This window comes from Dechloromonas denitrificans, from assembly GCF_020510685.1.
Taxonomy (GTDB): domain Bacteria; phylum Pseudomonadota; class Gammaproteobacteria; order Burkholderiales; family Rhodocyclaceae; genus Azonexus; species Azonexus denitrificans_A.
The window spans coordinates 2170358-2195065 of record NZ_CP075185.1 but is presented as its reverse complement, the minus strand read 5'-3'; the positions used below and the strand labels follow the sequence as shown (position 1 = coordinate 2195065).

The following is a 24708-nucleotide window of genomic DNA, read 5'->3' as shown; positions in this document are numbered from 1 at the left end:
ATGAATCAGTCCTGAACCCACGGCAGACCGGCATTGCGCCAGCCATTGAAGGCGCCGCGCCGCTGCTGCTCGTCGAGATCACCCTCGAAACCTTCGAGGATGTTGAATACGTTCTTGAAACCGGCCTTGGCAGCGGCCTCGGCGGCGGCCGCCGAGCGCTTGCCGCTGCGACAGAGCAGCAAAACGACGTCGTCCTTGCCCGCCTTGCCTTCCAGTTCCCGGGTAAACCGCGGGTTGCGCGACAGCGACAGGCCGGTCATCCAGGCGACATGCCTGGTTTCCGGCACATGACCAACGAACTTGCGCTCCTCGGCGGTCCGCACATCGATCAGCACCGCTTCGCCACTGCTAACCAAGGCCCAGGCATCCTGAGGCGAGACGCTGCCGGCATAGGGCAACTGCTCTTCGGCGGCGCGCTGGCGGGCCTTCTCGAGAATGGGCGAGGCAGCGGCGGCAAAGCCTTTCTCGGCAAAGACGGCGTTCGCATAGGAAGGCTGCTGCACATCAATCACGACATCAGACATGGGAAATTCCTTTCGCATCTTGGCGACCAGCAGCTCGGCTTCTAAGCCACTGGTCCCGGTTGGGATTGGCGCCGCCAGAAACTCTGCGGTGACGTCTGTAGCCGCCAATTTATGCCCCGCCACTGATGCACAGAACGACTAAAAATTCAGATCGATATAACAATTCGCGTAATAAGCTTGTCGGCTATAGCCACCCGACCAGGGCCGACACGACCAGCCTAAGCAAACCCGGGTCGCCCGCCAACGACGCGCTGCGTCGATCGATATGGGCCGCTGGCGACATATCGAAATAGCCAGAAATTCTTTGTGGGCAGCGGGCAAGCACCGGACAATGGCCCGACTCCGCCGGATTTAATCGATAACTTGCCAGGGCGGCTGACAAATACTGGCTAAAGCGTCGCTCGCTCCAGTACTCCCCGGGAGCCGGCCTCGCCGGACTCATAGGGGAGCAAGGAGTTGAAAATGGTACTGACCCTCGAACTGCCGATCCGCCCGATTACCATCGACCTGTTTGCCAGCTACGAAAGCCGCTTCGGCGCCCTGCCCGGCTGGCTCGACGAAATCCCGCCCAGCGAAGCACCGGCGCTGCTGCGCCAGGCCTTGCGGCGGGGCGCGCCGCTCGTACCGGCCGACTATCTGTCTTGAAGGAAACGCCCTCCCGGTTCCGGGAGGGCTTCAGGCCACTCCGTTCAGGCGGCGACGCAGGCCAGGGCACTGCTCAACTGGCCGACGCTGCGCCGGCTGAACACCACCGGCACAGCCATCTCGTCGGCCGCCCGGCGAATCTTCTTGGCCAGACCATGATTGACCTGATCGACCATAACCACGACCACCCGGGTATCGATCGGTATCGTCCGGTGGCACTCGCTTTGATTGCGCCCGGTCCAGTGGCGCACCGGCACGTAGCCCTGCTGCACCAGATAGTCCTTGAAATTCCCGACCCGGTCACCGCCAACAATCAATGCCGCCATGCTGCGCTCCCAAAAGTTTTGACAGGGTCAATCTAGCGGTGGCACCACGGCAATCGAACGACTTTAATCTGCAATCGACATAAGGCGATTTGTCATATGCATCTATCGGTTTGCCGCTTTCGCGGTGGCCGGGCGGCGACGCTGCGTCAGTTGAGGATTTCGGCCGAGAACCGGGAGAAGACAACGTCGGTCTGCTGGGTCGGCAAGGACTGAAGGCGTTGCGGCGGAGCGACTCGAGGTGCCCGAATATAGTAATTCGGGTCGTAGGAGTTCTCCAGCTTGTAGGGCGTGAATCGGGCCGCCCTGAAGATGGCGAACACCTCTTCGAGTTCTCCTTCCGAATAGGCGGATGGGGTTATTTCGATAACCACCTCAGCATCGTCGGCCAGCGAATCGAGCAGTGCGCGCATGCCGACGACGACCGAATATTCCGCGCCTTCCACGTCGATCTTGATCAGTTTGATCGAGCGGATTTCCTGCGCCGTCAACAAGCTCGGCAAAGCCTTGCCGGGAACGATCAACGGTTCTCCGCCGAATTTCCCGGCCAGCGACGTGGTCGCACCTTCATTGCCTAAACCGGCATGAAACATCGGAATATCCCGATCGCCATCGGTAACGGCCCAGGGTAGCAGCCGAATATTGTCAAAACCGTTCAGCCTGACGTTCGCTTCCAGTTTCTTGAAAATGCTCGGGAACGCCTCGATGGCGACGACCGATCCCTTATCCAGATGGCTCGCGGCAAGCAGGGAAAAATACCCGACATTAGCGCCGACATCGACAAAAGTCCGCTCCGGGTGCTCCTTCAGCCGCGAGCTGACGAAGGCCGACAGATTCGGCTCCCAGACGCCAAAATAGTAGATGAAGCCCTGTACCAGATCGGCCGATCGACCGGCCATCCGCACGCCGGATTTCGTGCGTACCGTGTAATTGGAATCCCGCCATCCGAAGCGTTTGAAGAGAAACGACTTGCCGGTCGAAAAAGGCATGTAGCGGATGTAAAACCGGGCTATCGGCAGCGCCATCTGCCCCACCCGTTTCCTGAGACCTTTAACCATTTGCAGACCCTCGCCAAAACGATTAGAAATCCCCCCGCCATTCCATTGACCGCCGGTATGCATCCTTTTTGGTCAACGGCTGGCGGCTGATTTATAACACATCGAAGTATGGTAATCGCATAGCCGGCTGGCGACCGGCTTTCCGAAAAAGCCTAATCTTCAAGTGGCGCCAGCAACTAGACCTCGAAATCTGGTTCTGGTTGCGATGCCTGTGACGTGCTGGAGTTTCATCCGCGGGTTATGGAACTGCCGGTCAGGCCGCGCCAGCACGAACAACTGGAACGCGCCGCCTTCGGCGACGCGGTCTAGGGCTTAACCGCCGGCAATAAAACCACGCAGCGTATCGAGCACCGCATCCGGCCGTTCGGCCATCAGGGCATGGCCGCTACCTTCGATGCTGACCAGGCGGGCGCCGGGGATGAAGCCGAGCAGCGCTTTGGCCGCCTTGGGCGAGGTCATCCGGTCCTGGCTGCCGGCGACGATGAGCAGCGGCGTGGCGATTTCCTTCAGGCTGTCCGGACTGCGCGCATAGGCGTTGCAGGCATTCATGTCGGTATGAAAGACGCCCTTTTTCTGACGTTCCATCAGCCGCTGGTTCATGCCGAGCAACCACAGGCCGGGCACCGTATTGCCGCCGATCTGGCCGGTCGCCGAGTAGGAGAAGGCATTGATCATCGCAACCGCCTTCGGCTCGTTGTCGCGTGTCGCATCGAGCAAGGCCTGCGACACCGGCATCGGCAGCGAGGTGCCGATCAGCGCGGTTTGGCTGACCCGGCCGGCGTGGCGGGCGGTGGCTTCGAGGGCGACCAGCGAACCCATGCTGTGGCCGATCAGGCTTGCTTTTTCAACCCCGAGGGCATCGAGCAAGGCGACGATCCAGTCGGCCAGCGCCTTGACCGAAGGCAATGCATCGCCGGCGCTGCGGCCGTGCCCGGGCAGGTCGGGCACCAGCACCGAAAAGCCGTGATGGGCGAACCAGCGGCTCTGCAACACCCAGCAGGAATGATCCTGCTGCGCCCCATGGATGAAGACGACAACCGGTTGCTGCCGGACGGCATCCGCCGTCAGTTTCTTGCCGCCGTTGTAGATATAGGCCGACTGGCCGAGCACGTTGATTTCCATGGTTCAGGCCTTGGCTGCTGCGGCCAGGCCGCGGTTGAGGTCTTCGATCAGATCGTCTGGATCTTCCAGGCCGATCGACAGGCGGATCGTGCCGGGGTGGATGCCGGCGGCGACCAGCGCCGCATCGGACATGCGGAAATGCGTGGTCGACGCCGGGTGGATGACCAGCGACTTGGCGTCGCCGACATTGGCCAGGTGCGAGAACACCTTGAGGGCCTCGATGAACTTGCGACCAGCCGCCCGGCCGCCGCTCAGATTGAAGGTAAAGACCGAACTGCTGCCGCGCGGCAACATTTTTTGCGCCAATTGGTGGTCGGGATGTTCCGGCAGATCGGGATGGACCACCGCCTGCACGGCGCCGCCGACCAGCGTCGACAGATGCGCCACCACCTTGCGGGTATTCTCGATATGGCGGGCCATGCGCAGCGGCAGCGTTTCCAGCCCCTGCAATATCTGGAAGGCCGACAGCGGGCTGAGACAGGCGCCGAAATCGCGCAACCCTTCGCGCCGGGCGCGCAGCAGGAAAGCGGCGACCGTCGACTCTTCGGTAAACACCATGTCGTGGAAGCCTTCATACGGCTCGGCCAGGGTCGGAAACTTGCCGCTGGCCGCCCAGTCGAAGGCGCCGGAATCGACCACCACGCCGCCGATCACCGTGCCATGACCGGACAGGAACTTGGTAGCGGAATGGAAAACGAGATCGGCCCCATGCTCGAAGGGTTTCAGCAGATAAGGCGTGGTGAAGGTCGAATCGACCAGCAGCGGCAGGCCATTCTCGTGGGCCAGCGCCGAGACTTTGGCGATATCGAGCACATCGAGACCCGGATTGCCTAGCGTTTCGCCGAACAGCAGCCGGGTTTCCGGGCGGATCGCCGCCTGCCAGGCATCGAGGTCGCGCGGATCGACGAAGGTGGTGGTGATGCCGAAACGCGGCAAGGTGTATTCGAGCAGGTTGTGCGAACCGCCGTAGAGCGAACGGCTGGCGACGATATGCCCGCCGGCCCCCATCAGCGTGGTGATCGCCAGATGCATGGCAGCCTGCCCGGAAGCCACGGCAACACCGCCCACTCCGCCCTCGAGCGCCGCCATGCGCTCCTCGAAAACCGCGTTGGTCGGGTTGGAAATGCGTGAATAGACATGGCCGCCGCGCTCCATGTTGAACAGCGAGGCGGCCTGCTCGGCATCCTTGAAGACGAACGAGGACGTCAGGTAGATCGGCTGCGCCCGGGCGCCGTACTGGCTATCCGGCACCTGGCCGGCATGCAGGGAAAGGGTGTCGAATTTGTAGGTCATTGCCCTGATTGCTGGGAGTTGAAAAGGGGCATGATGCTATGGAATCCGCCGGTCACGGTGAAATCACATTTTTTTCTTTCGATATAAGCATTCCATCCACCGCGCAATGCTGATTAGCTAATCAGCTATCGATATTTGTCGCCCGGCCAGTGCCTTGTTAGCCTTGCGGGCTTGCCTGGCAGCTCAGGCGCAGACAGCGGCGCAGCGCCTCCGGCCGGATATCAGGCAGCCGCCCTAAACCAGACAACTATCGATGAGAGAACACTTGCCCCGTCCCCGGCCAGGCAGACCGCCGCGCCAGCACCATGACGGCATGGATACGCGGGACGCCCTGGTGCGTTGCGGCATGGAAATCCTGACGGAAAAGAGCTTCGCCTCGACCGGTATCGAAGACATCCTGAAATGCCTGAATGTCCCGAAAGGCTCGTTCTATCACTATTTCGACAGCAAGGAAGCCTTCGGCTGCGCGGTGATCGACAGCTATGCGGCCTATTTCGCCCGCAAGCTCGACCGCCTGTTGCTCGACCCGAGCTGCTCCCCCCTGCAGCGGGTTGCCAATTTTATCGCCGATGCCTGTCAGGGGATGGAACGCCACCATTTCCAGCGCGGCTGCCTGATCGGCAACCTCGGACAGGAAATGAACTCCTTGCCGGAAGCCTTTCGCGTCAAGCTGGAAGCCGCCTTCCTCGACTGGCAAGACAGGCTGGCGGCCTGCCTCAGGCTTGCCCGCTCGACCGGCGAACTGACCGAGGCCGCCGATTGCGAACAGCTTTCGGTCTATTTCTGGATCGCCTGGGAGGGCGCCGTGCTCCGCGCCAAACTGATCCGCGACAGCAGCCCGCTGCTCATCTTCGCCCGTGGCTATTTCTCCGGCCTGCCCTATGCCCCCGGGCATTCCGGGCTGATTGTGCCGCTCTCCTGAAGTGGCCTGCCCGGCCGTTCGTGGCCCGGCAGGCCGGCTGAAAACGCTCAGGCCTGTTCCAGCGACTTCTTGAAACTCTGCCGCTCGGCAAGATCCGCATGGATGCGCGCCGTGGCCTCCTTGCCGCTCAGGAACAGAACATGGTTGCCGTTACCCTCGGCCACCCGCTTGAAGGCCTCGCCGCGCACCGCTTGCTCCAGGGACTTGGTCAACCGGGCAACGACGGCCGACGGCGTGCCGGCCGGGGCGAACAAGCCGTTCCAGACGGTGAAATCCGGCTCGCGGATGCCGAGCTCGAACGAGGTCGGGATATTCGGCAATTCGGGCAGGCGCCGCCGACCGATCACCAGCAACGGCACCAGCCGGCCGGTCGCCTGCAGGCCATTGACGGCAGGCAGGTCGGAAGTGCCGATCTGGGTATGTCCGGCAAGCAGATCGGCGACCTGGGGTGCGGTTCCCTTGTAGGGTACTTTCAGCAGGTTGAGCTTGTAACGCCGGGCCAGCTGCTCGACCGACAGTTCAGAAATGGCGCCGTTGCCGGTGGTACCGAAGGCCAGTGGCGGCTTCTTGCCATCCCTCGCCAGAGCGAGGAACTCGTCGAAGTTCTTGACCTGCAACGAGGGATGCGCCCACAAGACGTAAGCCGTTTCGACGAACAGGCCGATCGGCACGAAATCCTTCAGCGGGTCGAACTGCGCCACCTCCGGCGACGACACCACGTTGCCGATGAACGAGGTGGTATTGGCGGCCAGCAAGGTGTAGCCGTCCGCCTCGCTGCGGGCGACGAAACGGGTGGCGATGGCGCCGGTTGCGCCCGCCTTGTTCTCGACGATGACCGGCTGCCCGAGCGAGGTCGACAACTCGCTGGCCAGAACCCGTCCGAAGATATCGGTCGGCCCGCCGGCCGGCCAGGGCACGACATACTTGATCGGCCGTGCCGGCCAGCCGTCGGCGACGGCGTAGCGCCCGGGCAAGGCGGCCAGCGCGGCGCTGCCGGCCAGTTTCAGGAAACTTCTTCGATTGCGATGGGCAAATGCCATGTCCGACTCCAGATCATCATAAAAGCCGGCCAAATGCCGGCATGGAATCGGAAACTATCAGGCGCGGACAATCCGACAAAAACGATTAATTGATATTCTCAGAAACGAAAATAAAAATATAAATAACCGGTGCGCCGATATACATATAAAAACAGAATATTTGGCAGTTATTAACTGGCGGACAAATATCGTCGGATCAAAAACAGATTTCCCGACCGCCTCGCCCAAAATATCATGCCGACTTCCATCCATTCGCCCTTGACTCGCTTCCGGGCCGAGCCTTACAGCCCGAATATCGGCGCCATCATTCATGGCCTCGACCTGACCAAAACACAGGACGAGACGACGCAGGATCAACTGCGCGCCGCGCTGGCCCGCTTCGAAGTCCTGTTCTTCCGCAACCAGCCGATCGACGCCGCCCAGCACATCGAAGTCGCCGGCATTTTCGGCAACCCCGACGGCGCCAAGGCCTACTTTCCGCAATCGGACGCGAATCCGCTGATCGAGGTGATCGAAACCAAGGCCGGCGGACCGCGCTACACCACCGACCAATGGCATGTCGACGTCAGCTACCTGGCCGCCCCGCCGGCGGGCGCCGTGCTGCATGCCCAGGTCTTGCCGGAAAGCGGCGGCGACACACTGTGGTCGAGCGGCCGGCGCGTCTATGCGGCACTTGATCCCGGGCTGGCCGCCCGCCTGGAAGGGCTGACCGCGACCCATAGCATCGAACGCAGCGCCTGGCCCGAAATCATCCGCAGCCAGGAAAACGGCGAAGAGCGCTTCCGCCAGATCAGGGCCGAACGGGTTCCGGTCAGCCACCCGGTTATCCGCAGCCATCCGGTAACCGGCGAGAAGCTGGTGTTCGTCAATCCGAAATACGTGGACCGCATCGATGGCCTGTCGCGCAAGGACAGCGACAACCTGCTCGAGCACCTGTTCGGCCAGTTCGAGCGCCCCGAATTTCAGGCCCGTCTGCGCTGGGAGAAGGACACCGTCGCCGTCTGGGACAACCTCAGCACCGTCCATTACGCCGTTGCCGACTACCTCCCGGCCTACCGCCGGATGCACCGCGTCACCTTCTGACGAAGCCGCCCTTCAGGCGCGGCCGGATGCACATAGACGCATTGCTGATAAGGAATTCAGATCTAAGTATTTAGCCATCAACACTCCCGTTTTTAGAATAAGCGTCAAGTAATCGGCCTTGTTTTAACAAACCGGTTGCATCGGTAATAACTATCGGCTCACGCCGATTATTTTTCCAAATATATAGACAACCGGTCTAATTCATTTCCGGTTGCCCCATTCTTACTGGAGCAAAATAATGAAGCTTCGCCTGATCAAACACCGCGACTTCGTTGCCGGCCTGTTTTTCTGCATTACCGGCCTGGCCTCTGCCTATGGCTCAACCGCCTATTCGCTGGGCACCGCAATGCGCATGGGGCCGGGGTATTTCCCGTTGGTCCTCGGCGTGCTGCTCACCGGCCTCGGCCTCGTGCTGGCGGCGCACAGCCTGAAACTCGACATCTCGAGCGACGAATCCCGCCAGATCGAGAAACCTTGCCTGCGTTCGCTGTCGCTGATCGGGGCCGGCATGCTGCTCTTTGCCTTTTCGCTGAGTGGCGCCGGGCTTCTGCTCTCCACCATCGGTCTGGTCGTCATCAGCGGCCTCGCCTATCGCCAGTTCCGCTGGCATGAGCTCGGCCTGCTCAGCAGCGGCCTGGCGATTTTCGCCGTCGCCGTGTTCGTCTACGGCCTCGGCCTGCCCTTCCAGGTTCTGCCGGCATGACCGAGCTGGGCGGACAATTGCTGCAGGGCTTCGATGCGGCCCTGACCGTCGGCAATGTTCTCTATTGCCTGCTCGGCGTCACGCTCGGCACGCTGATCGGCGTTTTGCCCGGCATCGGGCCGGTGGCCACGATCGCCATGCTGCTGCCGACGACCTACGGCCTGCCGCCGCTGACCGCGCTGATCATGCTGGCCGGCATCTATTACGGCGCCCAGTACGGCGGTTCGACCTCGGCGATCCTGGTCAATCTGCCCGGCGAATCCTCCTCCGTCGTCACCTGCCTGGACGGCTACGCCATGGCCCGCCGTGGCCGCGCCGGCGCGGCACTCGGCATCGCCGCCCTCGGTTCCTTCTTCGCCGGCTCGGTGGCGACCTTGATCATCGCCGTGCTGGCGGCGCCGCTCGCCGCCCTGGCCCTCAAGTTCGGGCCGGCCGAATATTTCTCGCTGATGGTCCTCGGTCTGATCGCCGCCATCGTGCTGGCCAACGGTTCGGTGATCAAGGCCATCGCCATGATCGCCCTCGGCCTGCTGCTCGGCCTGGTCGGCACCGACGTCAATTCCGGCGTCGAGCGCTTCAGCTTCGGCATTCCAGAACTGTCCGACGGCTTCGGTTTCGTCGTCGTCTCGATGGGCATTTTCGGCATTGCCGAGATCATCCATAACCTCGAAAAGAACGAACAGCGCGACATCTTCGCGACCACCGTCGGCCGCCTGCTGCCCACCCGCGACGACTTCCGGCAATCCTGGAAGCCCGTGCTGCGCGGCACCTTCCTCGGTTCCCTGCTCGGCATCCTGCCCGGCGGCGGCGCCATTCTCAGCTCCTTCGCCTCCTACACGCTGGAAAAGAAACTCGCCAGGGACCCGAGCCGCTTCGGCCAGGGTGCCATCGAAGGTGTCGCCGGGCCGGAATCGGCCAACAACGCCGGCGCCCAGACCTCGTTCATTCCGCTGCTCACCCTGGGCATCCCGCCCAACGCCGTGATGGCGCTGATGGTCGGGGCGATGATGATCCACGGCATCGTGCCCGGCCCGCAGGTGATGACCGAACGCCCGGAACTGTTCTGGGGGTTGATCGCCAGCATGTGGATCGGTAACGCCCTGCTGGTCCTCCTCAACCTGCCGCTGATCGGCCTCTGGATCCGCCTGCTCAAGGTGCCTTATCGCCTGCTCTACCCGGCCATCCTGCTGTTCTGCTGCGTCGGTATCTACAGCGTCAACCAGAGCGCCCTGGAACTGGCTTTCGCCGTCGGTTTCGGCCTGCTCGGCTACGTCTTCATCAAGCTCGACTGCGAACCGGCCCCGCTGCTGCTCGGTTTCGTCCTCGGCCCGCTGATGGAGGAAAACCTGCGTCGGGCGCTGCTGCTCGCCCGGGGCGACGCGCTCGTCTTCCTCAGCCGCCCGCTCAGCGCCTTCCTGCTCTTCCTCGCCCTGCTGCTAGTCCTGGCGCTGGTCATTCCGAATATCCGCAAGACCCGCGACCAGGCCTTCCAGGACAGCTGATCCACCCCGAATTCCTTCCCCTCAGGAGCTTTTCAATGTTTTTCTCTCACCTCCGCCAGCATGGCAAGCAGTTGGCCGTCGCCGCCACGCTGGCGCTCAGCCTCGGCCAGGCCACCGCCGAATCGCTGAAGATCGGCTTCCTGCCGATCAGCACCCACGCCAAGTTCATGGTCGCCAAGGAAGCGGGGTTCTACGCCCAGGAAGGTTTTGACGCCGAACTGATCGAGTTCATCAACTCGGCCGACGGCCTCAATGCCCTCAACGCCCACAAGATCGACGTCGGCGCCTTCGGCACCTCGGCACCGCTGATCCATATCGCCAAGGGCAGCAAGATCAAGGTCATCGGCGGCATCGTCAGCGGCGGCTCGTCCTTCATCATCCGCCCGGAAAACGCTGCACTGATCAAGTCGCCGGCCGACTTCAAGGGCAAGAAGATCGCCACGGTACGCCTGTCCACGGTCGATGCCATTCTGCGCGCCGCACTCAAGGATGCCGGACTTGACTGGAAGAAGGACGTCCAGATCTTCGAACTGAAGAGCGCCCCGGCCGTCACCGAGGCGGTCAAGAGCGGCCAGGCCGACATCGGCGCGACCTGGGGCCCGCACGACCTGCGGGCCGAGGAACAGGGTTTGAAAGTGCTCTTCCACTCGACCGATCTGTACCCGGCCCACGTCTGCTGCCGTCTGGTGGTCAACGAAGACGGCAAGTCGGCCGAGATCTGGCAACGCTTCCTGCGCGCCATGCTGCGCGCCGAAAAGTTCGTCGCCGAAAACCACAAGGAAACGATCGACATCGTCAGCAAGTACGTCAAGCTCGACAAGGGCCTGCTCGACCGTGACCTCTACAACGTCTGGGTCGACCAAAGCACCGATCCCTACCTGAATGGCGTGCGCAAGTTCTGGGACACCATGCAGCACAGCGAATTCATTCCGCCCAAGGGCGACATCACGCCGTCCGTCGATCTCAAGCTCTATGACCGGGCGCTGACCAGCCTGGCCCGCGAGAACCCGAAGGATCCGTACTGGCAGAAGCTGATCAAGGACTTCAAGACGAAGAACAAGGCCTGATCGGGCGGCCGTTTTTCCGGAAACCACCATGTCTGAATTCGACTACATCATCATCGGAGCCGGCAGCGCCGGTTGCGTGCTGGCCAATCGGCTGAGCGCCGACGGCCGCCACCGGGTCGCCCTGGTCGAGGCCGGAGGCGCCGGGCGCCATCCCTCCTTCCACCTGCCGGTCGGCTATGTCTGGAACCGCGCCCATCCGCGCGGCAACTGGCTCTACCGTACCGAGCCGGAAGCCTCGAGCGGCCAGCGCCGCATCCTGTGGCCGCGCGGCAAGGTGCTCGGCGGTTCGTCGGCAATCAACGGCCTGCTTTACATTCGCGGCCAGGCCCGCGATTACGACGAATGGCGCGACCTGGGCAACACCGGCTGGGGCTGGGACGACGTCCTGCCCTACTTCCGGCGCGCCGAGGACCAGGCCCGCGGGGCCGACGAATTCCATGGCGCCGGCGGCCCGCTCGGCGTTTCCGACCCGAGCGTCCGCCACCCGCTGTCCGAAGCCTTCATCGCTGCCGCCGGCGAAGCCGGTTTTCCGGCGCGCGACGATTTCAACCGCGACCAGCAGGAAGGTGTCGGCTATTTCCAGGTCACCGTGCGCAACGGCGTGCGCAGCAGCACCGCCAACGCCTATCTGAAGCCGGCCCGCAAGCGCCGCAACCTGCAGGTATTCACCGGCGCCCAGGTCAGCCGGATCGTGTTCGACGGGCGGCGGGCCGCCGGCATCGAATTGCTGATCGACGGTCAGCGCCGGCAATTCACCGCCCGCCGGGAAGTCCTGCTCAGTGCCGGCGCGGTCGCCAGCCCGGCCCTGCTGCAACACTCCGGCATCGGCGACGAGGCGCATCTGCGCTCGCTCGGCATCCAGCCGGTCGCCGACCTGCCCGGCGTCGGCGAGAACCTGCAGGATCACTACATGGTCAGCCTGACCTACCGCATCCGCGGCCTGACCACCTTCAACGAAACCGCCCGCGGCTGGCGCCTGCTCCGCGAGATCGCCCGCTACGGGCTGTCGCGGCGCGGCCTGCTGGCGATGAGCGCGTCGCACATCAACGCCTTCCTGCCGACCAGCGACAACCCGCTGCACCCGGACATCCAGTTCCATGTGATGCCCGGCACCTTCAATTTTGAAACCGGTCAGGTAGACAAGACGCCGGGCATGACCTGCGGCGTCTGCCAGTTGCGCCCGGAAAGCCGCGGCAGCATCCGCATCGACAATGCCGATCCGCTCGTCGCGCCGCGCATCCGCCCCAACTACCTGGCCAGCGAAAAGGACCGCCGGGCGCTGCTCGACGGCCTGCGCCACGCCCGCCACATCGCCGCCCAGCCGTCGCTGGCCCGCCATATCGCGGCGGAAAACCTGCCCGGCCAACAGGCCGAATCGGATGAAGCCCTGCTCGAATTCGCCCGGCAGACCGGCAAGACGCTTTACCACCCGGTCGGCACCTGCCGCATGGGCCGCGACCGCCTGGCGGTCGTCGACGAACAGCTGCGCGTCCATGGCCTCGACGGCCTGCGCGTCATCGATGCCTCGGTGATGCCGACGCTGATCTCCGGCAACACCAACGCGCCGACCATCATGATCGCCGAGCGCGCCGCCGACCTGATCCTCGGGAGGATGGCCTGATGACTACCGCCTTCCAGGCGCTGCGCGACCCAGCCCTGCTGCGCCGGCATCTCTACATCGACGGTCAGTGGGTGGCCGGCGACGGCGCACCGCTGGCGGTGCACAACCCGGCCAGCGGCGAACTGCTCGGCACGGTGTCTACCGCCAGCGCCGACCTCGTCGACCGTGCCATCGGCGCCGCCGCGGCGGCCCTGCCGGCCTGGCGGGCCAAACCGGCCAAACAGCGTGCCGCCATCCTGCGCCGCTGGTACGAACTGATCCTCGAACACGCCGACGACCTGGCCCGCATCATGACCGTGGAACAGGGCAAGCCGCTCGCCGAGGCGCGCGGTGAAATTCTCTTCGGCGCCTCCTTCGTCGAGTGGTTTGCCGAGGAAGGCAAGCGCGTCTACGGCGAGATCGTCCCGCCGCCGAACGGCGACCGCCGCCTGCTCGTCTTCCGCGAACCGGTCGGCGTCTGCGCCGCCATCACGCCATGGAATTTCCCCAGCGCCATGCTGGCGCGCAAGGCCGCACCGGCCCTCGCCGCCGGCTGCACGCTAGTCGTCAAGCCGGCCGAAGCGACGCCCCATTCGGCGCTGGCGCTGGCCGAACTGGCCGAGCGGGCCGGCCTGCCGCCCGGTGTGCTCAACATCGTGCTCGGCGATCCGCAGCGCATCGGCGAACAGCTGACCGGGCATCCGGCCGTGCGCAAGCTGTCGTTTACCGGCTCGACCCGGGTCGGCCGGCTGCTGCTCGCCCAGGCTGCGGCCAACGTGCAGAAGGTCAGCCTCGAACTGGGCGGCAACGCGCCCTTCATCGTCTTTGCCGACGCCGACCTCGAGCAGGCGGTGGCCGGTGCCATCGCCGCCAAGTATCGCAATGCCGGGCAGGTCTGCGTCGCGGTGAACCGGATCTTCGTCCATGCCGCGCTCTACGACCGTTTCGTTGCCGATTTCGTCGCGGCGACCCGTCGCCTGGTGGTCGGCGACGGCCTCGATCCGGCCAGCCAGGTCGGGCCGCTGATCAACGCCACCGCGCTGGCCCGGGTCGAAACGCTGATCGGCGAAGCCGTCGCCCACGGCGCCCAGGTGGCCGCCGGCGGCCGGCGCCATGCGGCGGGTGAACTGTTCTTCGAGCCGACCGTATTGACCGATGTCGGCCCCGATGCGCGCGTCGTACGCGAGGAAATCTTCGGGCCGGTGGTCAGCATCCACCGCTTCACCGACGACCAAGCCGTGCTCGCCCAGGCCAACGCCACCGAATACGGCCTGGCCTCCTACTTCTACACCCGCGATATCGGCCGCCTGTTCCGCATCGCCGAGGGCCTGCAATTCGGCATGGTCGCCGTCAATACCCCGGCCATCTCAAGCGAGGCCTCGCCCTTCGGCGGCATCAAGGCCTCCGGCCAGGGGCGCGAAGGTTCGCGCCACGGCATCGACGATTACCTCGAATACAAAACCGTCTGGATCGCCGGACTCTGATTTCAACCCTTTGATTGCTACTTATCCCATGAACGCCAGCCTCCATCACCTCGCCCACATCACCACCCGCGACCCCGCCGAATACCAGGCGGCGCTCGGCGTCCATCGCTGGGCCAAGCTGCAGCAGCAGATCCGCTATGTCTGGGGCAACGAGGATTATTTCCGGCTGCGCTTCAAGGCCGCCGGCATCGATTCGCCGGACGACATCCGCAGCCTCGACGATTTCCGCCGCCTGCCCGCCTTCATGGACAAGGCCAGCCATCGCCAGTCGCAGGAAGATTCGCTGGCCCGCTACAACCATCCTTTCGGCCTGCACCTGACGGCGCCGCTCGACAAGGTGGTGCATCTGGCCGGCACCTCGGGCACGACCGGCCAGCCGACCTTCTACGCCTTCACCCAGCGCGACCTCGACATCTCGCACCAGACCCTCGGTCGCCTCTTTGCCTTCGCCGGCATCCGGCCGGGCGACACCACCTTCCACGCCTTCGGCCTGTCGCTCTGGCTGGCCGGTATCACCTACGTCCAGGCCCTCGAAGCCTACGGCGCCCGTCCGGTCGCCCTGGGCGCCGAAGCGGGCGTGCCGAAGATCCTCCGCTACATCGAATTCACCCGGCCGCGCGCCCTGTTCGCCACGCCGTCGATGGTCAACCAGCTGATCGAGCGCGCCCCGCAGGAAATCGGCAAACCGGTCGGCGCCCTCGGCATCAAGCTGGTGCTCTGTGCCGGCGAGCCCGGTGCCGGGCTGCCCGCCTTCCGCCAGCGCGTCCGCGAGCACTTCGGCGCCGAGGTCCATGACTTCATGGGCGGGGCCTGGCACAACGCGCTGATTTCCTGCGCCAGCCACGATTACCACGGCATGCACTACCTGACCGACGACAGCTGCTTCCGCTACGACCTGGTCGATCCGACGACCAAGGAGCCGCTGCTGCTGACTGACGGTGCCGTCGGCGAAGCCCTTCACACCGCCCTCGATTACCAGGCGGCGCCGGCCTTCCGCTACGCCACCGGCGACATCGTCAAGATCCACGTCGGCGAATGCCCGGGCTGCGGCACCTTCGGCACGCGGATGGAAATCGTCGGCCGGGCCGACGACATCCTGATGATCAAGGGCGTCAAGGTTTATCCGGCGGCGATCCAGAGCGTCGTGCTGCAGTTCCAGCCGGAAATCTCCGGCGAGCTGCGCATCCGCCTCGATGGCCCGCCGCCGCGCGTCGAGCCGCCACTGCGCCTGGCTATCGAAGCCGCGCCGGATACCGGCGAAGCGGCCTGGCCGGAACTCGCCCGCCGCATCGAACAGCGCATCCGCGAGCTGCTCACTTTCCGCCCGGAAGTCACGATCCTGCCCTACGGCAGCCTGCCGCGCACCGGCGCCAAGACCAAGCTGATCGAAATCGCCCAGCCCGCCTAAGCAAGCCGCAATCAAGGAAAACCACATGTCCCGCGTTTCGCCATACCGCCGCCGTACCCTGCTGCTCGCCGCCACCCTCGCCCTCGGCACCTCCTTCACCGCCCAGGCCGACAACTGGCCGAGCAAGCCGATCAAGCTGGTCGTCCCCTACCCGCCGGGCGGCGCCGCCGACACGGTCGGCCGCATCTTTGCCGAAAAGCTGTCGGAAAGCCTGAAACAGTCGGTGGTGGTGGACAACCGACCGGGCGCCGGCACCGCCATCGCGGCGGAATATGTCGCCAAGTCGGCGGCGGACGGCTACACGCTGTCCCTGGTGCCGACCGGCCAGCTGACCATCCTGCCGCACCTCGCCAAGGAACCGCGTTTCGACCCATTCACCAGCTTCACGCCGATTTCGCAGCTGGCCTACACCTCGGTGGTCATCGCGGCCTCGCCCGAGCTGCCGGTAACCAACCTCAAGGAAGCCGTCGCGCTGGCCAAGGCCAAACCCGGCCGGCTGAGCTATTCGTCGAGCGGCAGCGCCACCATCATCCATCTGGCCGGCGAGTATTTCGCCTCGGTCGCCGGCATCGAGCTGCTGCACGTACCCTTCAAAGGCAGCGCGCCGGCCGTCACCGCGCTGCTCGGCAACGAGGTGAACCTGGCCTTCGACACCCTGACCATCCTGGCGCCGCAGATCAAGGCCGGCAAGATCAAGGGCCTGGCGATCGCCGCCCGCGAACGCTCGCCGCTGCTGCCCAACGTGCCGACGGTGATCGAGGCGGGCTATGCCGATTTCGAGGTGCCGTCGTGGTTCGGCCTGGTCGCCCCGGCCGGTACGCCGAAGGAGATTGTGCAACGCCTCAATGCCGAGATCACCGCCATCGCCAAACAGCCGGCGACGCGGGAAAAGCTGGCCGCGCAGGGCCTGGAGCCGTGGCCGTCGACGCCGGAACAGTTCGCCCAGCGCATCAAGGCCGATCACGCCAAGTACGGACAGATCGTCAAGAAAGCCAGGATCACTTTCGATTGAGCCGGAGCACGCCATCATGAGCATCGAATTCATCGGTTTTCTCGCCCACCAGGAGGCCAGCGAATCGGTCGTGCCGCACGGCCCGCTGGTCAATCCCGAGTTCGTCGGCGCCTACGCCCGGACGCAGGAGTGCGGCGGTTTCGACAAGGCGCTGATCGCCTACCACAGCGCCGCGCCGGACGGCTTCCAGGTGGCCGCCTACGCCGCCCGGGAAACCAGCCGCCTCGGCCTGCTGATCGCGCATCGGCCGGGCGTCGTGGCGCCGACCGTGGCCGCCCGCCAGTTCGCCACGCTTGATCACTTCAGCCAAGGGCGGGCGGCGGTGAACATCATCACCGGCGGCAACGATGCCGAGCAGCAGCGCGACGGCGATTTTCTCGGCCATGACGAACGCTACGAACGCACCGACGAGTACCTGAGCCTGATCAAGCAGGCCTGGCAAAGCCCCGAACCCTTCGATTTCGACGGCCGGCACTACAAGGTGCGCGGCCATTTCGCCCAGGTCCGCCCGCTGCAACGCGGGCCGGCCGGCCCGCAGATTCCGGTCTATTTCTCCGGCTCGTCGCCGGCCGCCGTCGCGGTAGCCGGCAAGCACGCCGACGTCTTCATGATGTGGGGCGAACCGCTGGCCGGCATCGCCGAACAGATCGCTGCCGTCCGCGCCTCGGCGGCCCGCTACGGCCGGGCCGACAAGCTGCGTTTCAGCCTGTCGATCCGCCCCATCCTCGGCGCCACCGAGGACGAGGCCTGGGCACGGGCCGAACGCATCCTCGACGCCACTCGCGGCAAGCTGGAGAAAGCCGCCGGCCCCGGTGGGCTGCACCGGATCGCCCCGGGCCAGCCGCAGAACGTCGGTTCGCAGCGTCTGGCCGCCTTCGCCGCCCAGTGGACGGTGCTCGACAAGCGCCTGTGGACGGGCATCGCCGCCCTGACCGGGGCGGTCGCCGGGACCGCCGCGACGACCGGGATCGGCGGCAATTCGACCGCCCTGGTCGGGACGCCGGAACAGGTCGCCGAAGCGCTGCTCGATTACCACGACCTCGGCGTCGGCACCTTCCTGATCCGCGGCTTCGATCCGCTGCTCGATGCCGTGCTGTACGGTCGGGAACTGATTCCCGAGGTACGTCGCCAACTCGCGCTGCGCCAGCATCCCGGTCAGGCGCGCCGGGCGGCTGCCGGCCTGTGAGCAGTCGCCAGACCATGACCGCCGGCCAGCCGCCCATCGCCTACATGGCCCGGACACGGGCCTATTACCTCGCCCTCGGCTACGCCAACCCGTATGCCTGGGCGCATTACGACGCCGTACCGTTCACCCCGCTCGGCCAGGCGCTGGCCGCCACCCGCCTGACGCTGGTCACCACGGCGGCCCCGTTCCAGCCCGGCAAGGGCGAGCAGGGGCCGGGTGCGCCGTACAACGCCGCCGCCAAGTTCTACCAGGTCTATTCCGGCGACACGGCGGCGGAGCACGACCTGCGCATCGCCCATGTCGCCATCGACCGCCAGCACACGACGATGACCGATAGCGGCGCCTGGTTTCCGCTGCCCCGCCTGCGAGCCCTGGCCGAACAGGGCGAATTCCTGCTGGCCGGGCGCTTTCACGGCTTCCCGACCAACCGCAGCCAGCGCCAGACGCTGGCCGTCGATGCGCCGGAACTGCTCGCCCGTTGCCGGGCCGATGGCGTCCAGGCGGCCCTGCTCGTCGCCAATTGCCCGGTCTGCCACCAGAGCCTGGCGCTGGCCGCCCGCCATCTCGAGGCCAACGGCATCGCCACGGTCGTTCTCGGTTGCGCCCGCGATATCGTCGAGCATTGCGGCGTGCCGCGCTTCCTGTTCAGCGACTTCCCGCTCGGCAATGCCGCCGGCCGGCCGCATGACCCCGAGGCCCAGCAACAGACGCTGCGCCTGGCGCTCGATCTGCTGCTTCAGGCGACGGCGCCGCGCACCACCTGGCAGTCGCCGCTGGCCTGGCCCGGTTCGCCCGACTGGAAGCTCGATTACGCCAATCCCGAACGCCTCGACCCGGCCGCCCTCGCCGGCCTGCGCCAGGAAGCCGAAGCCGCCCGGCTGACCGCCCGCCAATTGCGCGACGACAGCCTGGCCCCCACTTTTTGCAGCCTTTAAAACAGAAAGCCACCATGTCCGAAGTCCTCTACGAATCCCGCGACAGCATTGCCGAAATCACCATCAACCGGCCGGAAAAATACAACGTCCTGACCCACGAAGTCGTCGTCGGCTTGCGCGCTGCCTGGGAACGCTTCAATGCCAGCGACGACCGCGTCGCCATCCTGGCCGGGGCCGGTGAAAAAGCCTTCACAGCCGGCGCCAACCTGCGCGACATCCCGCATGACCTGTGGCGCGCCATCCCCGGCGCCGGCATCGCCGTCGACAAGCCAATCATCGCCGCCACCGCTGGCCTGGTGGTCGGCGGCGGCCTGGTCCTGGTGCAGTTCGCCGATCTCGCCATCGCCGCCGACAACACGGTGTTTTCCTACCCGGAAGCCAAAGTCGGCTTCTCCGGCGGGCTGATCAGTTCGCTGGCGGCGCGCATCCCGCACAAGGTAGCGATGGAATTGCTGCTGGTCGGTGGCCGGATCGACGCCAGCCGGGCCTACGAGGTCGGCCTGGTCAACCGCGTCGTGCCACTCGGCCAGGAACTGGCGGCAGCCCGCGAGCTGGCAGCGCAGATCGCCGCCAACGCGCCGCTCGTCGTCCAGTTGCTGAAACGTTTCGTCGGCCAGGTGATCGCCAAAGGGCCGACCGAGGTGGCCGCCATTGCCCGCGCCGAGATCGAAAAGATCAACACCTCCGGCGACTTCCACGAAGGCATCGCCGCTTTCGTCGAAAAACGCCCGCCGCTCTTCAACGGCAACTAAACCGATTTACTTTCAGGAGCCCTCCCCATGTCGAATAACGCAGGCAAACGCCTTCTTTCCGTCTTGCTCGGCGCCAGCGCCCTGCTCGCCGCTCCCCTGGCCCAAGCCGACAACTGGCCGAGCAAGCCGCTCAAGCTGATCGTCGCCTTCCCGCCGGGCGGTGCCTCAGACGCAGTCGGCCGGATCTACGCCGAAAAGCTGTCCGAAGCGTTCAAGCAACCCGTGCTGGTCGACAACAAGCCGGGCGCCGGCACCGCTATTGCCGCCGAAGCCGCCGCCAAGGCCGCCCCGGACGGCTACACGCTGTCGCTGGCGCCAGCCGGCCAGCTCACCGTGCTGCCGCACCTCAACAAGAAGCTGCCTTACGACCCGATCCGCGATTTCGCGCCGGTTTCCATCGTCGCCTCGGTGCCCTACGTGCTGGCCGCCAGCCCCAACGTCCACGCGGCCAACAGCAAGGAACTGATTGCCGCCGCCAAAAAGGAACCGGGCAAGCTGACCTATTCCTCGTGTGGCAACGGCACGCTCTGCCACCTGAGCGGCGAACTGTTCAAGAGCCTGACCGGCACCGACCTGCTGCATATCCCGTTCAAGGGCAGCGCGCCGGCCGTCACCGCACTGCTCGGCGGCGAAGTCGACCTCTCCTTCGACACGCTGACCATCCTCGCCCCGCAGATCAAGGCCGGCAAGATCAAGGGCCTGATCGTTTCGAGCAAGGAACGTTCGCCCTTGATCCCCAACGTGCCGACCGCCGCCGAAGTCGGCCTGCCCCAGTTCGACGTCAGCTCGTGGTTCGGCATCGTCGTCCCGGCGGCGACACCGAAGGAGATCGTGCACCGCCTGAACCAGGAACTGGTCCGCATCGCCAAGCTGCCTGACGTCCGGGAACGCTTGCTGGCCCAGGGGCTCGACGCCAGCCACACGACGCCGGAAGCGTTCGCCAAGTCGATCAAGGACGACTCGGCGCGCTGGGGCAAGATCGTCCAGTCCTCCGGCGCCAAGCTGGATTAAGGGGGAACCGATGAACGCACCGGAAAAACATCTGGCCAGCGACCTCCGCCAGGCCCGCATCGACCTCGCCGCGGCTTGCCGCCTGGTCGCCCTGTTCGGCTGGACCGACCTGCTGGCGACGCATATCTCGCTGCGCGTCCCGGGCCGCCACGACCGCTACCTGGTCAATCCCTTCGGCCTGCTGTTCGAGGAGGTCACCGCCTCGTCGATCCTCGAAGTCGACCTCGACGGCAAGATCATTGCCGGCGACGGCGACCTCAACCCGGCCGGCACGGTGATCCACGGCGCCATCCATGGCGCCGTCGAACAGGCCGCCGCCGTCGTCCACCTGCACAGCCGGGAAGGCGTCGCGGTTTCCTGCCAGGAACAGGGCCTGCTACCGTTGAACCAGATGGCGCTGATGGTCTATGGCGACATCGCCTATCACGACTTCCAGGGCGTTGTCCTCGATGATGCCGAACGCAGCAGCCTGCTCGCCAACATGGGCGACAAGACCCTGCTCATCCTGCGCAATCACGGCACGCTGGCGGTCGGCCGCAGCATGGCCGAAGCCTTCGCCCGCATCTGGCGGCTGGAGCGGGCCTGCCGCTTCCAGCTTGCCGCGCAGTCGGCCGGCGTGCCTTTGCGCCAACTGCCGGCGGAGGTAATCGCCCGAACGCTGGAACAGGCCAAGGTGCTTTACGGCCCCCAAGCCAGCTTCATGCCCTCCGGCAAACGCGAGTGGGCGGCCTTGCTGCGCCGGCTCGACCGCGAAGCGCCGGGCTACCGGAACTAAGCGATGGGCCAGCCCTCGATCGCCATCTTCGGTGCCGGCGCCATCGGCATCTACCTGGCCAGCCAGTTCGCGGCGGCCGGGATCGCGGCCAGCCTGATCACCCGGCCGGGGAAAGCCCTGCCGGCGCCGCTGATCGTCGAGGACGACCAGGGCCGGCGGAGCGCCCCGGCAATTGCCCAGGTGCCGGCCGACCAGCCGGTGCCGCACGATATCGTGATCGTCACCGTCAAGGCCCACCAGCTCGCCGCAGCCCTGCCCGAAATCCGCTCCTGGCTGGCCGTCCAGGGCCAACTGGTGCTCGCCCAGAACGGCCTGCCCTGGTGGTATTTCCAGGGCCTGGCCGGCGCACACGGCGGGCGGCGGTTGCAGGCCGCCGACCCGGACGGCAGCCTGCTGCAGGGCATCGACCTGCAGCGGACAATCGCCTGCGTCATCCACAAATCGGTCGACCGCCCCGAACCCGGGCGCATCCTGGCCTTCTCGGCCGCCGGCGACCGTTTCATCTTCGGCCGGCCGCTCGGCGGCCTCGACCCAGCCTTGCTGCGCCTGATCGACACCTTTCACCTCGCCGGGCTGCCGGCCGAAGCCTCGGCCGACATCCGCAGCGACCTGTGGGACAAGCTGCTCGGCAACGTCGTGCTGAACCCCTTGAGCGCATCGACCGGCCGCGATCTCGCCGCCCTGCTCGACGATACCGAGACGCACGCCCGGATCACGGCCGGCATGCAGGAGGCACGGGCGGTTGCCGGTTCCTTCGGAATTGCGGCCGGGCGCTCGATCGCCGAACGCCTGGAACGTACCGTCGCGATCGCCCGCCGGGGCAGTTTCCGCACCTCGATGCTGCAGGACCGCCAGGCCGGCAAGCCGCTGGAACTTGACCCGATCGTCGGCGCGGTGATCGAGCTGGCCCGCCTGAACGCCATCGCAACACCAACGCTGGATCGCCTCTATGCCGAGGCCCGCGCCATCTCTCTCTGAATTTTTCGATCGACCAGGAGTATCACCATGAGCAATCAGAAACTGCTTGATTTCGTCCAGGGCATCACCCGCCTGCTGGACACCAATCCGAACGAGGAAATCATCCTCACCCACGGCCAGAAGCTGCTTGCCGAACTGGTCGCCAGCGACGACTGGCTGCCCGAACAGTTCGCCCAGCCGCATCCGCAGTATTACCAGCAGTACCTGCTTTATGCCGACCCGCTGGATCGTCTGTCGATCGTCAGCTTCGTCTGGGGGCCGGGCCAGAAGACGCCGGTGCACGACCACCTGACCTGGGGTCTGGTCGGCGGCCTGCGCGGCCGCGAACGCGAAACGACCTACGAGAAACAGGCCGACGGCAGCTACCTGGCGACCGGCACTGGCGTACTGCAGCCCGGCGAAACGACCGCCGTCTCGCCGGCCATCGGCGACGTGCATGAGGTCGCCAACGATCTGGCCGACCAGCCGTCGATCAGCATCCACGTCTATGGGCGCAACATCGGCCGGGTCGATCGCCACGTTTTCGACCCGCTCAGCGGCGCGGCAAAGTCCTTCGTCTCGGGCTATGCCAGCACCGTCGTGCCCAATCTGTGGAGCTGATGGATGAGCGCCGCCATTCGCCGCAGTACCTATGCCGAAGTCCGGGCCGCCCTGCTCGCCCGCCGCGAAATCGCCCTGCTCGACGTCCGCGAGGAAGACCCGCACGCCCAGGCGCATCCGCTGTTTGCCGCCAACTTCCCGCTGTCGCGCATTGCCACCAACGCCTACGCCAAACTGCCCCGCCGCTCGGTGCCGATCGTCGTCCTCGATGACGGCGAAGGCGACGCCGAACGCGCCGCCGCCAAGTTGAGCGAACTCGGCTACAGCGACGTCGCCGTGCTGGCCGGCGGCGTTGCCGGCTGGGCAGCGGCCGGCGGCGAACTGTTCCGCGACGTCAATGTGCCGAGCAAGGCGTTTGGCGAACTGGTCGAAGCCACCCGCCACACCCCGTCGTTCTCGGCCGAAGAGGTGCAGGCGCTGATCGACGCTAATGCCGATGTGGTCATCGTCGACGCCCGTCGTTTCGACGAATACCAGACGATGAGCATTCCCACCGCGACCAGCGTGCCCGGCGCCGAACTGGTGCTGCGCGTCCCGGCCCTGGCGCCGGCCGCGAACACCCAGGTCATCGTCAATTGCGCCGGCCGCACGCGCAGCATCATCGGCACCCAGTCGCTGATCAACGCCGGCCTGCCCAACCCGGTGGCGGCCCTGCGCAATGGCACCATCGGCTGGACGCTGGCCGGGCAAACCCTGGAGCGCGGGCAAAGCCGGCGCTTCGGTGAGGTCGACGAGGACACCCGGCAAAGTGCCGGCGAGGCCGCCCGGCAGGTTGCCGAGCGGGCCGGCGTCGGGCGCATCGGCCGCGATACGTTGGCTTCATGGCAAAAGCAGGACGGTCGCAGCACCTATTTCTTCGACGTGCGCCCGCCGGAAGAGTACGAAGCCGGCCACCTGCCGGGCTTTCGCAACGTCCCCGGCGGCCAGTTGGTGCAGGAGACCGAAATGGTCGCCCCGGTCCGCGGCGCCCGTCTGGTGCTGGCCGACGATGCCGGCGTGCGCGCCGACATGAGCGCCTCATGGCTGGCCCAGATGGGCTGGGAAGTTTATGTGCTGGACGACGTCGGTCCAGCCGACTTCACCGAAAGCGGCCCGTGGCAGCCGCCGCTGCCGGCGCTGCCCGCGGTCAACTTCATTTCGCCGGCCGAATTGGCCCGCCACCAGCGGGAAACCGGCGATATCGCGGTCCTCGACCTGACGACCAGTGCCAACTACCTGCGCGGCCATGTGCCGGGCGCCTGGTTCGTCCAGCCCTCGCGGCTCGCCGCCGCGCTCGACCGGATTCCGCCGGCTAGCCTGTATGTGCTGACCTGCGCCACCAGCCAGCTTGCGCTGTTCTTCGCCGCCGAACTGGAAGAACTGCTGGCCAGCCCGGTCCGCGTTCTGGCCGGCGGAACGCAGGGCTGGCGCGCCGCCGGCCAGCCGCTCGAAACCGAGCCCACCCGGCTGGCCTCGCCGCCGATCGACCGCTACCGCCGCCCCTACGAAGGCACCGACAACCCGCGCGAAGCCATGCAAGGTTATCTCGACTGGGAATTCGGACTGGTCGACCAACTGGCGCGGGACGGCACGCACGGCTTCTTCGTCATTTGAAAAATTCGCGGGGCCGTAACTTGAGCCCCCAAAAAAACAGCCCGTCACAGTCAAGTGACGGGCTCAAACGCAAATTGCGTGATGGAGAGAGA

24 protein-coding genes are annotated in these 24708 nt (G+C 65.6%); 18 read left to right on the top strand and 6 right to left on the bottom strand.

Going from position 1 to position 24708, the window contains the following annotated elements:
- Positions 1-5: 5 nt before the first annotated feature.
- Positions 6-524 (bottom strand): rhodanese-like domain-containing protein, encoded by a 519-nt coding sequence (locus tag KI611_RS10460; RefSeq protein WP_226419759.1) that lies wholly within the window; start codon positions 522-524, stop codon positions 6-8.
- A gap of 462 nt (positions 525-986) precedes the next feature.
- Between KI611_RS10460 and KI611_RS10455 the strand changes: the two genes are divergently transcribed.
- Positions 987-1169, top strand: coding sequence for a hypothetical protein (locus KI611_RS10455; RefSeq protein WP_226419758.1), 183 nt, complete (start codon positions 987-989; stop codon positions 1167-1169).
- 44 nt (positions 1170-1213) lie between these two features.
- Here KI611_RS10455 and KI611_RS10450 read toward each other — a convergent pair whose 3' ends face one another.
- From KI611_RS10450 to KI611_RS10435, 4 genes are all read right to left on the bottom strand, one after another.
- A complete protein-coding gene (locus KI611_RS10450) occupies positions 1214-1495 on the bottom strand; it encodes a DUF2325 domain-containing protein (RefSeq protein ID WP_226419757.1) in 282 nt (93 codons plus the stop codon).
- 146 nt (positions 1496-1641) lie between these two features.
- A complete protein-coding gene (locus tag KI611_RS10445) occupies positions 1642-2613 on the bottom strand; it encodes an FkbM family methyltransferase (protein WP_226419756.1) in 972 nt (323 codons plus the stop codon).
- A gap of 249 nt (positions 2614-2862) precedes the next feature.
- On the bottom strand, positions 2863-3672 hold the full coding sequence (locus KI611_RS10440; RefSeq protein ID WP_226419755.1) for an alpha/beta fold hydrolase: 810 nt from the start codon (positions 3670-3672) through the stop codon (positions 2863-2865).
- A gap of 3 nt (positions 3673-3675) precedes the next feature.
- Positions 3676-4965 carry an O-acetylhomoserine aminocarboxypropyltransferase gene (locus tag KI611_RS10435; protein ID WP_226419754.1) on the bottom strand — a complete coding sequence of 430 codons (1290 nt, stop codon included), beginning with the start codon at positions 4963-4965 and terminating at the stop codon, positions 3676-3678.
- A gap of 313 nt (positions 4966-5278) precedes the next feature.
- Here KI611_RS10435 and KI611_RS10430 point away from each other — a divergent pair, with 313 nt between their 5' ends.
- Complete coding sequence (locus KI611_RS10430) at positions 5279-5887, top strand: TetR/AcrR family transcriptional regulator (protein ID WP_226419753.1); 609 nt, start codon at positions 5279-5281, stop codon at positions 5885-5887.
- Between the two features lie 47 nt (positions 5888-5934).
- Here the strand turns inward: KI611_RS10430 and KI611_RS10425 are convergent, their stop codons facing one another.
- Positions 5935-6927, bottom strand: a complete 993-nt coding sequence (locus tag KI611_RS10425; protein ID WP_226419752.1) for a Bug family tripartite tricarboxylate transporter substrate binding protein — start codon at positions 6925-6927, stop codon at positions 5935-5937.
- 234 nt (positions 6928-7161) lie between these two features.
- Here KI611_RS10425 and KI611_RS10420 point away from each other — a divergent pair, with 234 nt between their 5' ends.
- From KI611_RS10420 to KI611_RS10345, 16 genes are all read left to right on the top strand, one after another.
- Complete coding sequence (locus tag KI611_RS10420) at positions 7162-8010, top strand: TauD/TfdA dioxygenase family protein (RefSeq protein WP_226419751.1); 849 nt, start codon at positions 7162-7164, stop codon at positions 8008-8010.
- A gap of 238 nt (positions 8011-8248) precedes the next feature.
- Positions 8249-8713 carry a tripartite tricarboxylate transporter TctB family protein gene (locus tag KI611_RS10415; protein WP_226419750.1) on the top strand — a complete coding sequence of 155 codons (465 nt, stop codon included), beginning with the start codon at positions 8249-8251 and terminating at the stop codon, positions 8711-8713.
- The gene (locus tag KI611_RS10410; RefSeq protein ID WP_226419749.1) at positions 8710-10215 is read left to right on the top strand and encodes a tripartite tricarboxylate transporter permease; all 1506 of its coding nucleotides are present in this window, start codon (positions 8710-8712) and stop codon (positions 10213-10215) included. Before KI611_RS10415 ends, KI611_RS10410 begins: the two co-directional genes overlap by 4 nt.
- A gap of 35 nt (positions 10216-10250) precedes the next feature.
- Positions 10251-11282: an ABC transporter substrate-binding protein gene (locus KI611_RS10405; RefSeq protein WP_226419748.1), complete on the top strand. Its 1032-nt coding sequence runs from the start codon at positions 10251-10253 to the stop codon at positions 11280-11282.
- A 28-nt stretch (positions 11283-11310) separates the two neighbouring features.
- Positions 11311-12903 carry a GMC family oxidoreductase gene (locus KI611_RS10400; protein WP_226419747.1) on the top strand — a complete coding sequence of 531 codons (1593 nt, stop codon included), beginning with the start codon at positions 11311-11313 and terminating at the stop codon, positions 12901-12903.
- A complete protein-coding gene (locus KI611_RS10395; protein ID WP_226419746.1) occupies positions 12903-14366 on the top strand; it encodes an NAD-dependent succinate-semialdehyde dehydrogenase in 1464 nt (487 codons plus the stop codon). The genes KI611_RS10400 and KI611_RS10395 overlap by 1 nt, the downstream gene beginning before the upstream one ends.
- A 28-nt stretch (positions 14367-14394) precedes the next feature.
- Positions 14395-15774, top strand: a complete 1380-nt coding sequence (locus tag KI611_RS10390; RefSeq protein WP_226419745.1) for a phenylacetate--CoA ligase family protein — start codon at positions 14395-14397, stop codon at positions 15772-15774.
- A 25-nt stretch (positions 15775-15799) separates the two neighbouring features.
- Positions 15800-16786, top strand: coding sequence for a Bug family tripartite tricarboxylate transporter substrate binding protein (locus KI611_RS10385; RefSeq protein WP_226419744.1), 987 nt, complete (start codon positions 15800-15802; stop codon positions 16784-16786).
- 16 nt (positions 16787-16802) lie between these two features.
- Positions 16803-17972 (top strand): LLM class flavin-dependent oxidoreductase, encoded by a 1170-nt coding sequence (locus KI611_RS10380; RefSeq protein WP_226419743.1) that lies wholly within the window; start codon positions 16803-16805, stop codon positions 17970-17972.
- Between the two features lie 14 nt (positions 17973-17986).
- On the top strand, positions 17987-18907 hold the full coding sequence (locus KI611_RS10375; RefSeq protein ID WP_226419742.1) for a hypothetical protein: 921 nt from the start codon (positions 17987-17989) through the stop codon (positions 18905-18907).
- A 14-nt stretch (positions 18908-18921) separates the two neighbouring features.
- Positions 18922-19659: an enoyl-CoA hydratase/isomerase family protein gene (locus KI611_RS10370; protein ID WP_226419741.1), complete on the top strand. Its 738-nt coding sequence runs from the start codon at positions 18922-18924 to the stop codon at positions 19657-19659.
- Between the two features lie 27 nt (positions 19660-19686).
- Positions 19687-20670 carry a tripartite tricarboxylate transporter substrate binding protein gene (locus tag KI611_RS10365; RefSeq protein ID WP_226419740.1) on the top strand — a complete coding sequence of 328 codons (984 nt, stop codon included), beginning with the start codon at positions 19687-19689 and terminating at the stop codon, positions 20668-20670.
- Between the two features lie 10 nt (positions 20671-20680).
- Positions 20681-21445 (top strand): class II aldolase/adducin family protein, encoded by a 765-nt coding sequence (locus KI611_RS10360; RefSeq protein ID WP_226419739.1) that lies wholly within the window; start codon positions 20681-20683, stop codon positions 21443-21445.
- A gap of 3 nt (positions 21446-21448) precedes the next feature.
- A complete protein-coding gene (locus KI611_RS10355) occupies positions 21449-22423 on the top strand; it encodes a ketopantoate reductase family protein (protein ID WP_226419738.1) in 975 nt (324 codons plus the stop codon).
- A 27-nt stretch (positions 22424-22450) separates the two neighbouring features.
- Entirely contained in the window at positions 22451-23023 is a 573-nt protein-coding gene (locus tag KI611_RS10350) for a cysteine dioxygenase (RefSeq protein WP_226419737.1), read from the top strand.
- A 3-nt stretch (positions 23024-23026) separates the two neighbouring features.
- Positions 23027-24616, top strand: coding sequence for a rhodanese homology domain-containing protein (locus tag KI611_RS10345; protein ID WP_226419736.1), 1590 nt, complete (start codon positions 23027-23029; stop codon positions 24614-24616).
- Positions 24617-24708: the final 92 nt, after the last annotated feature.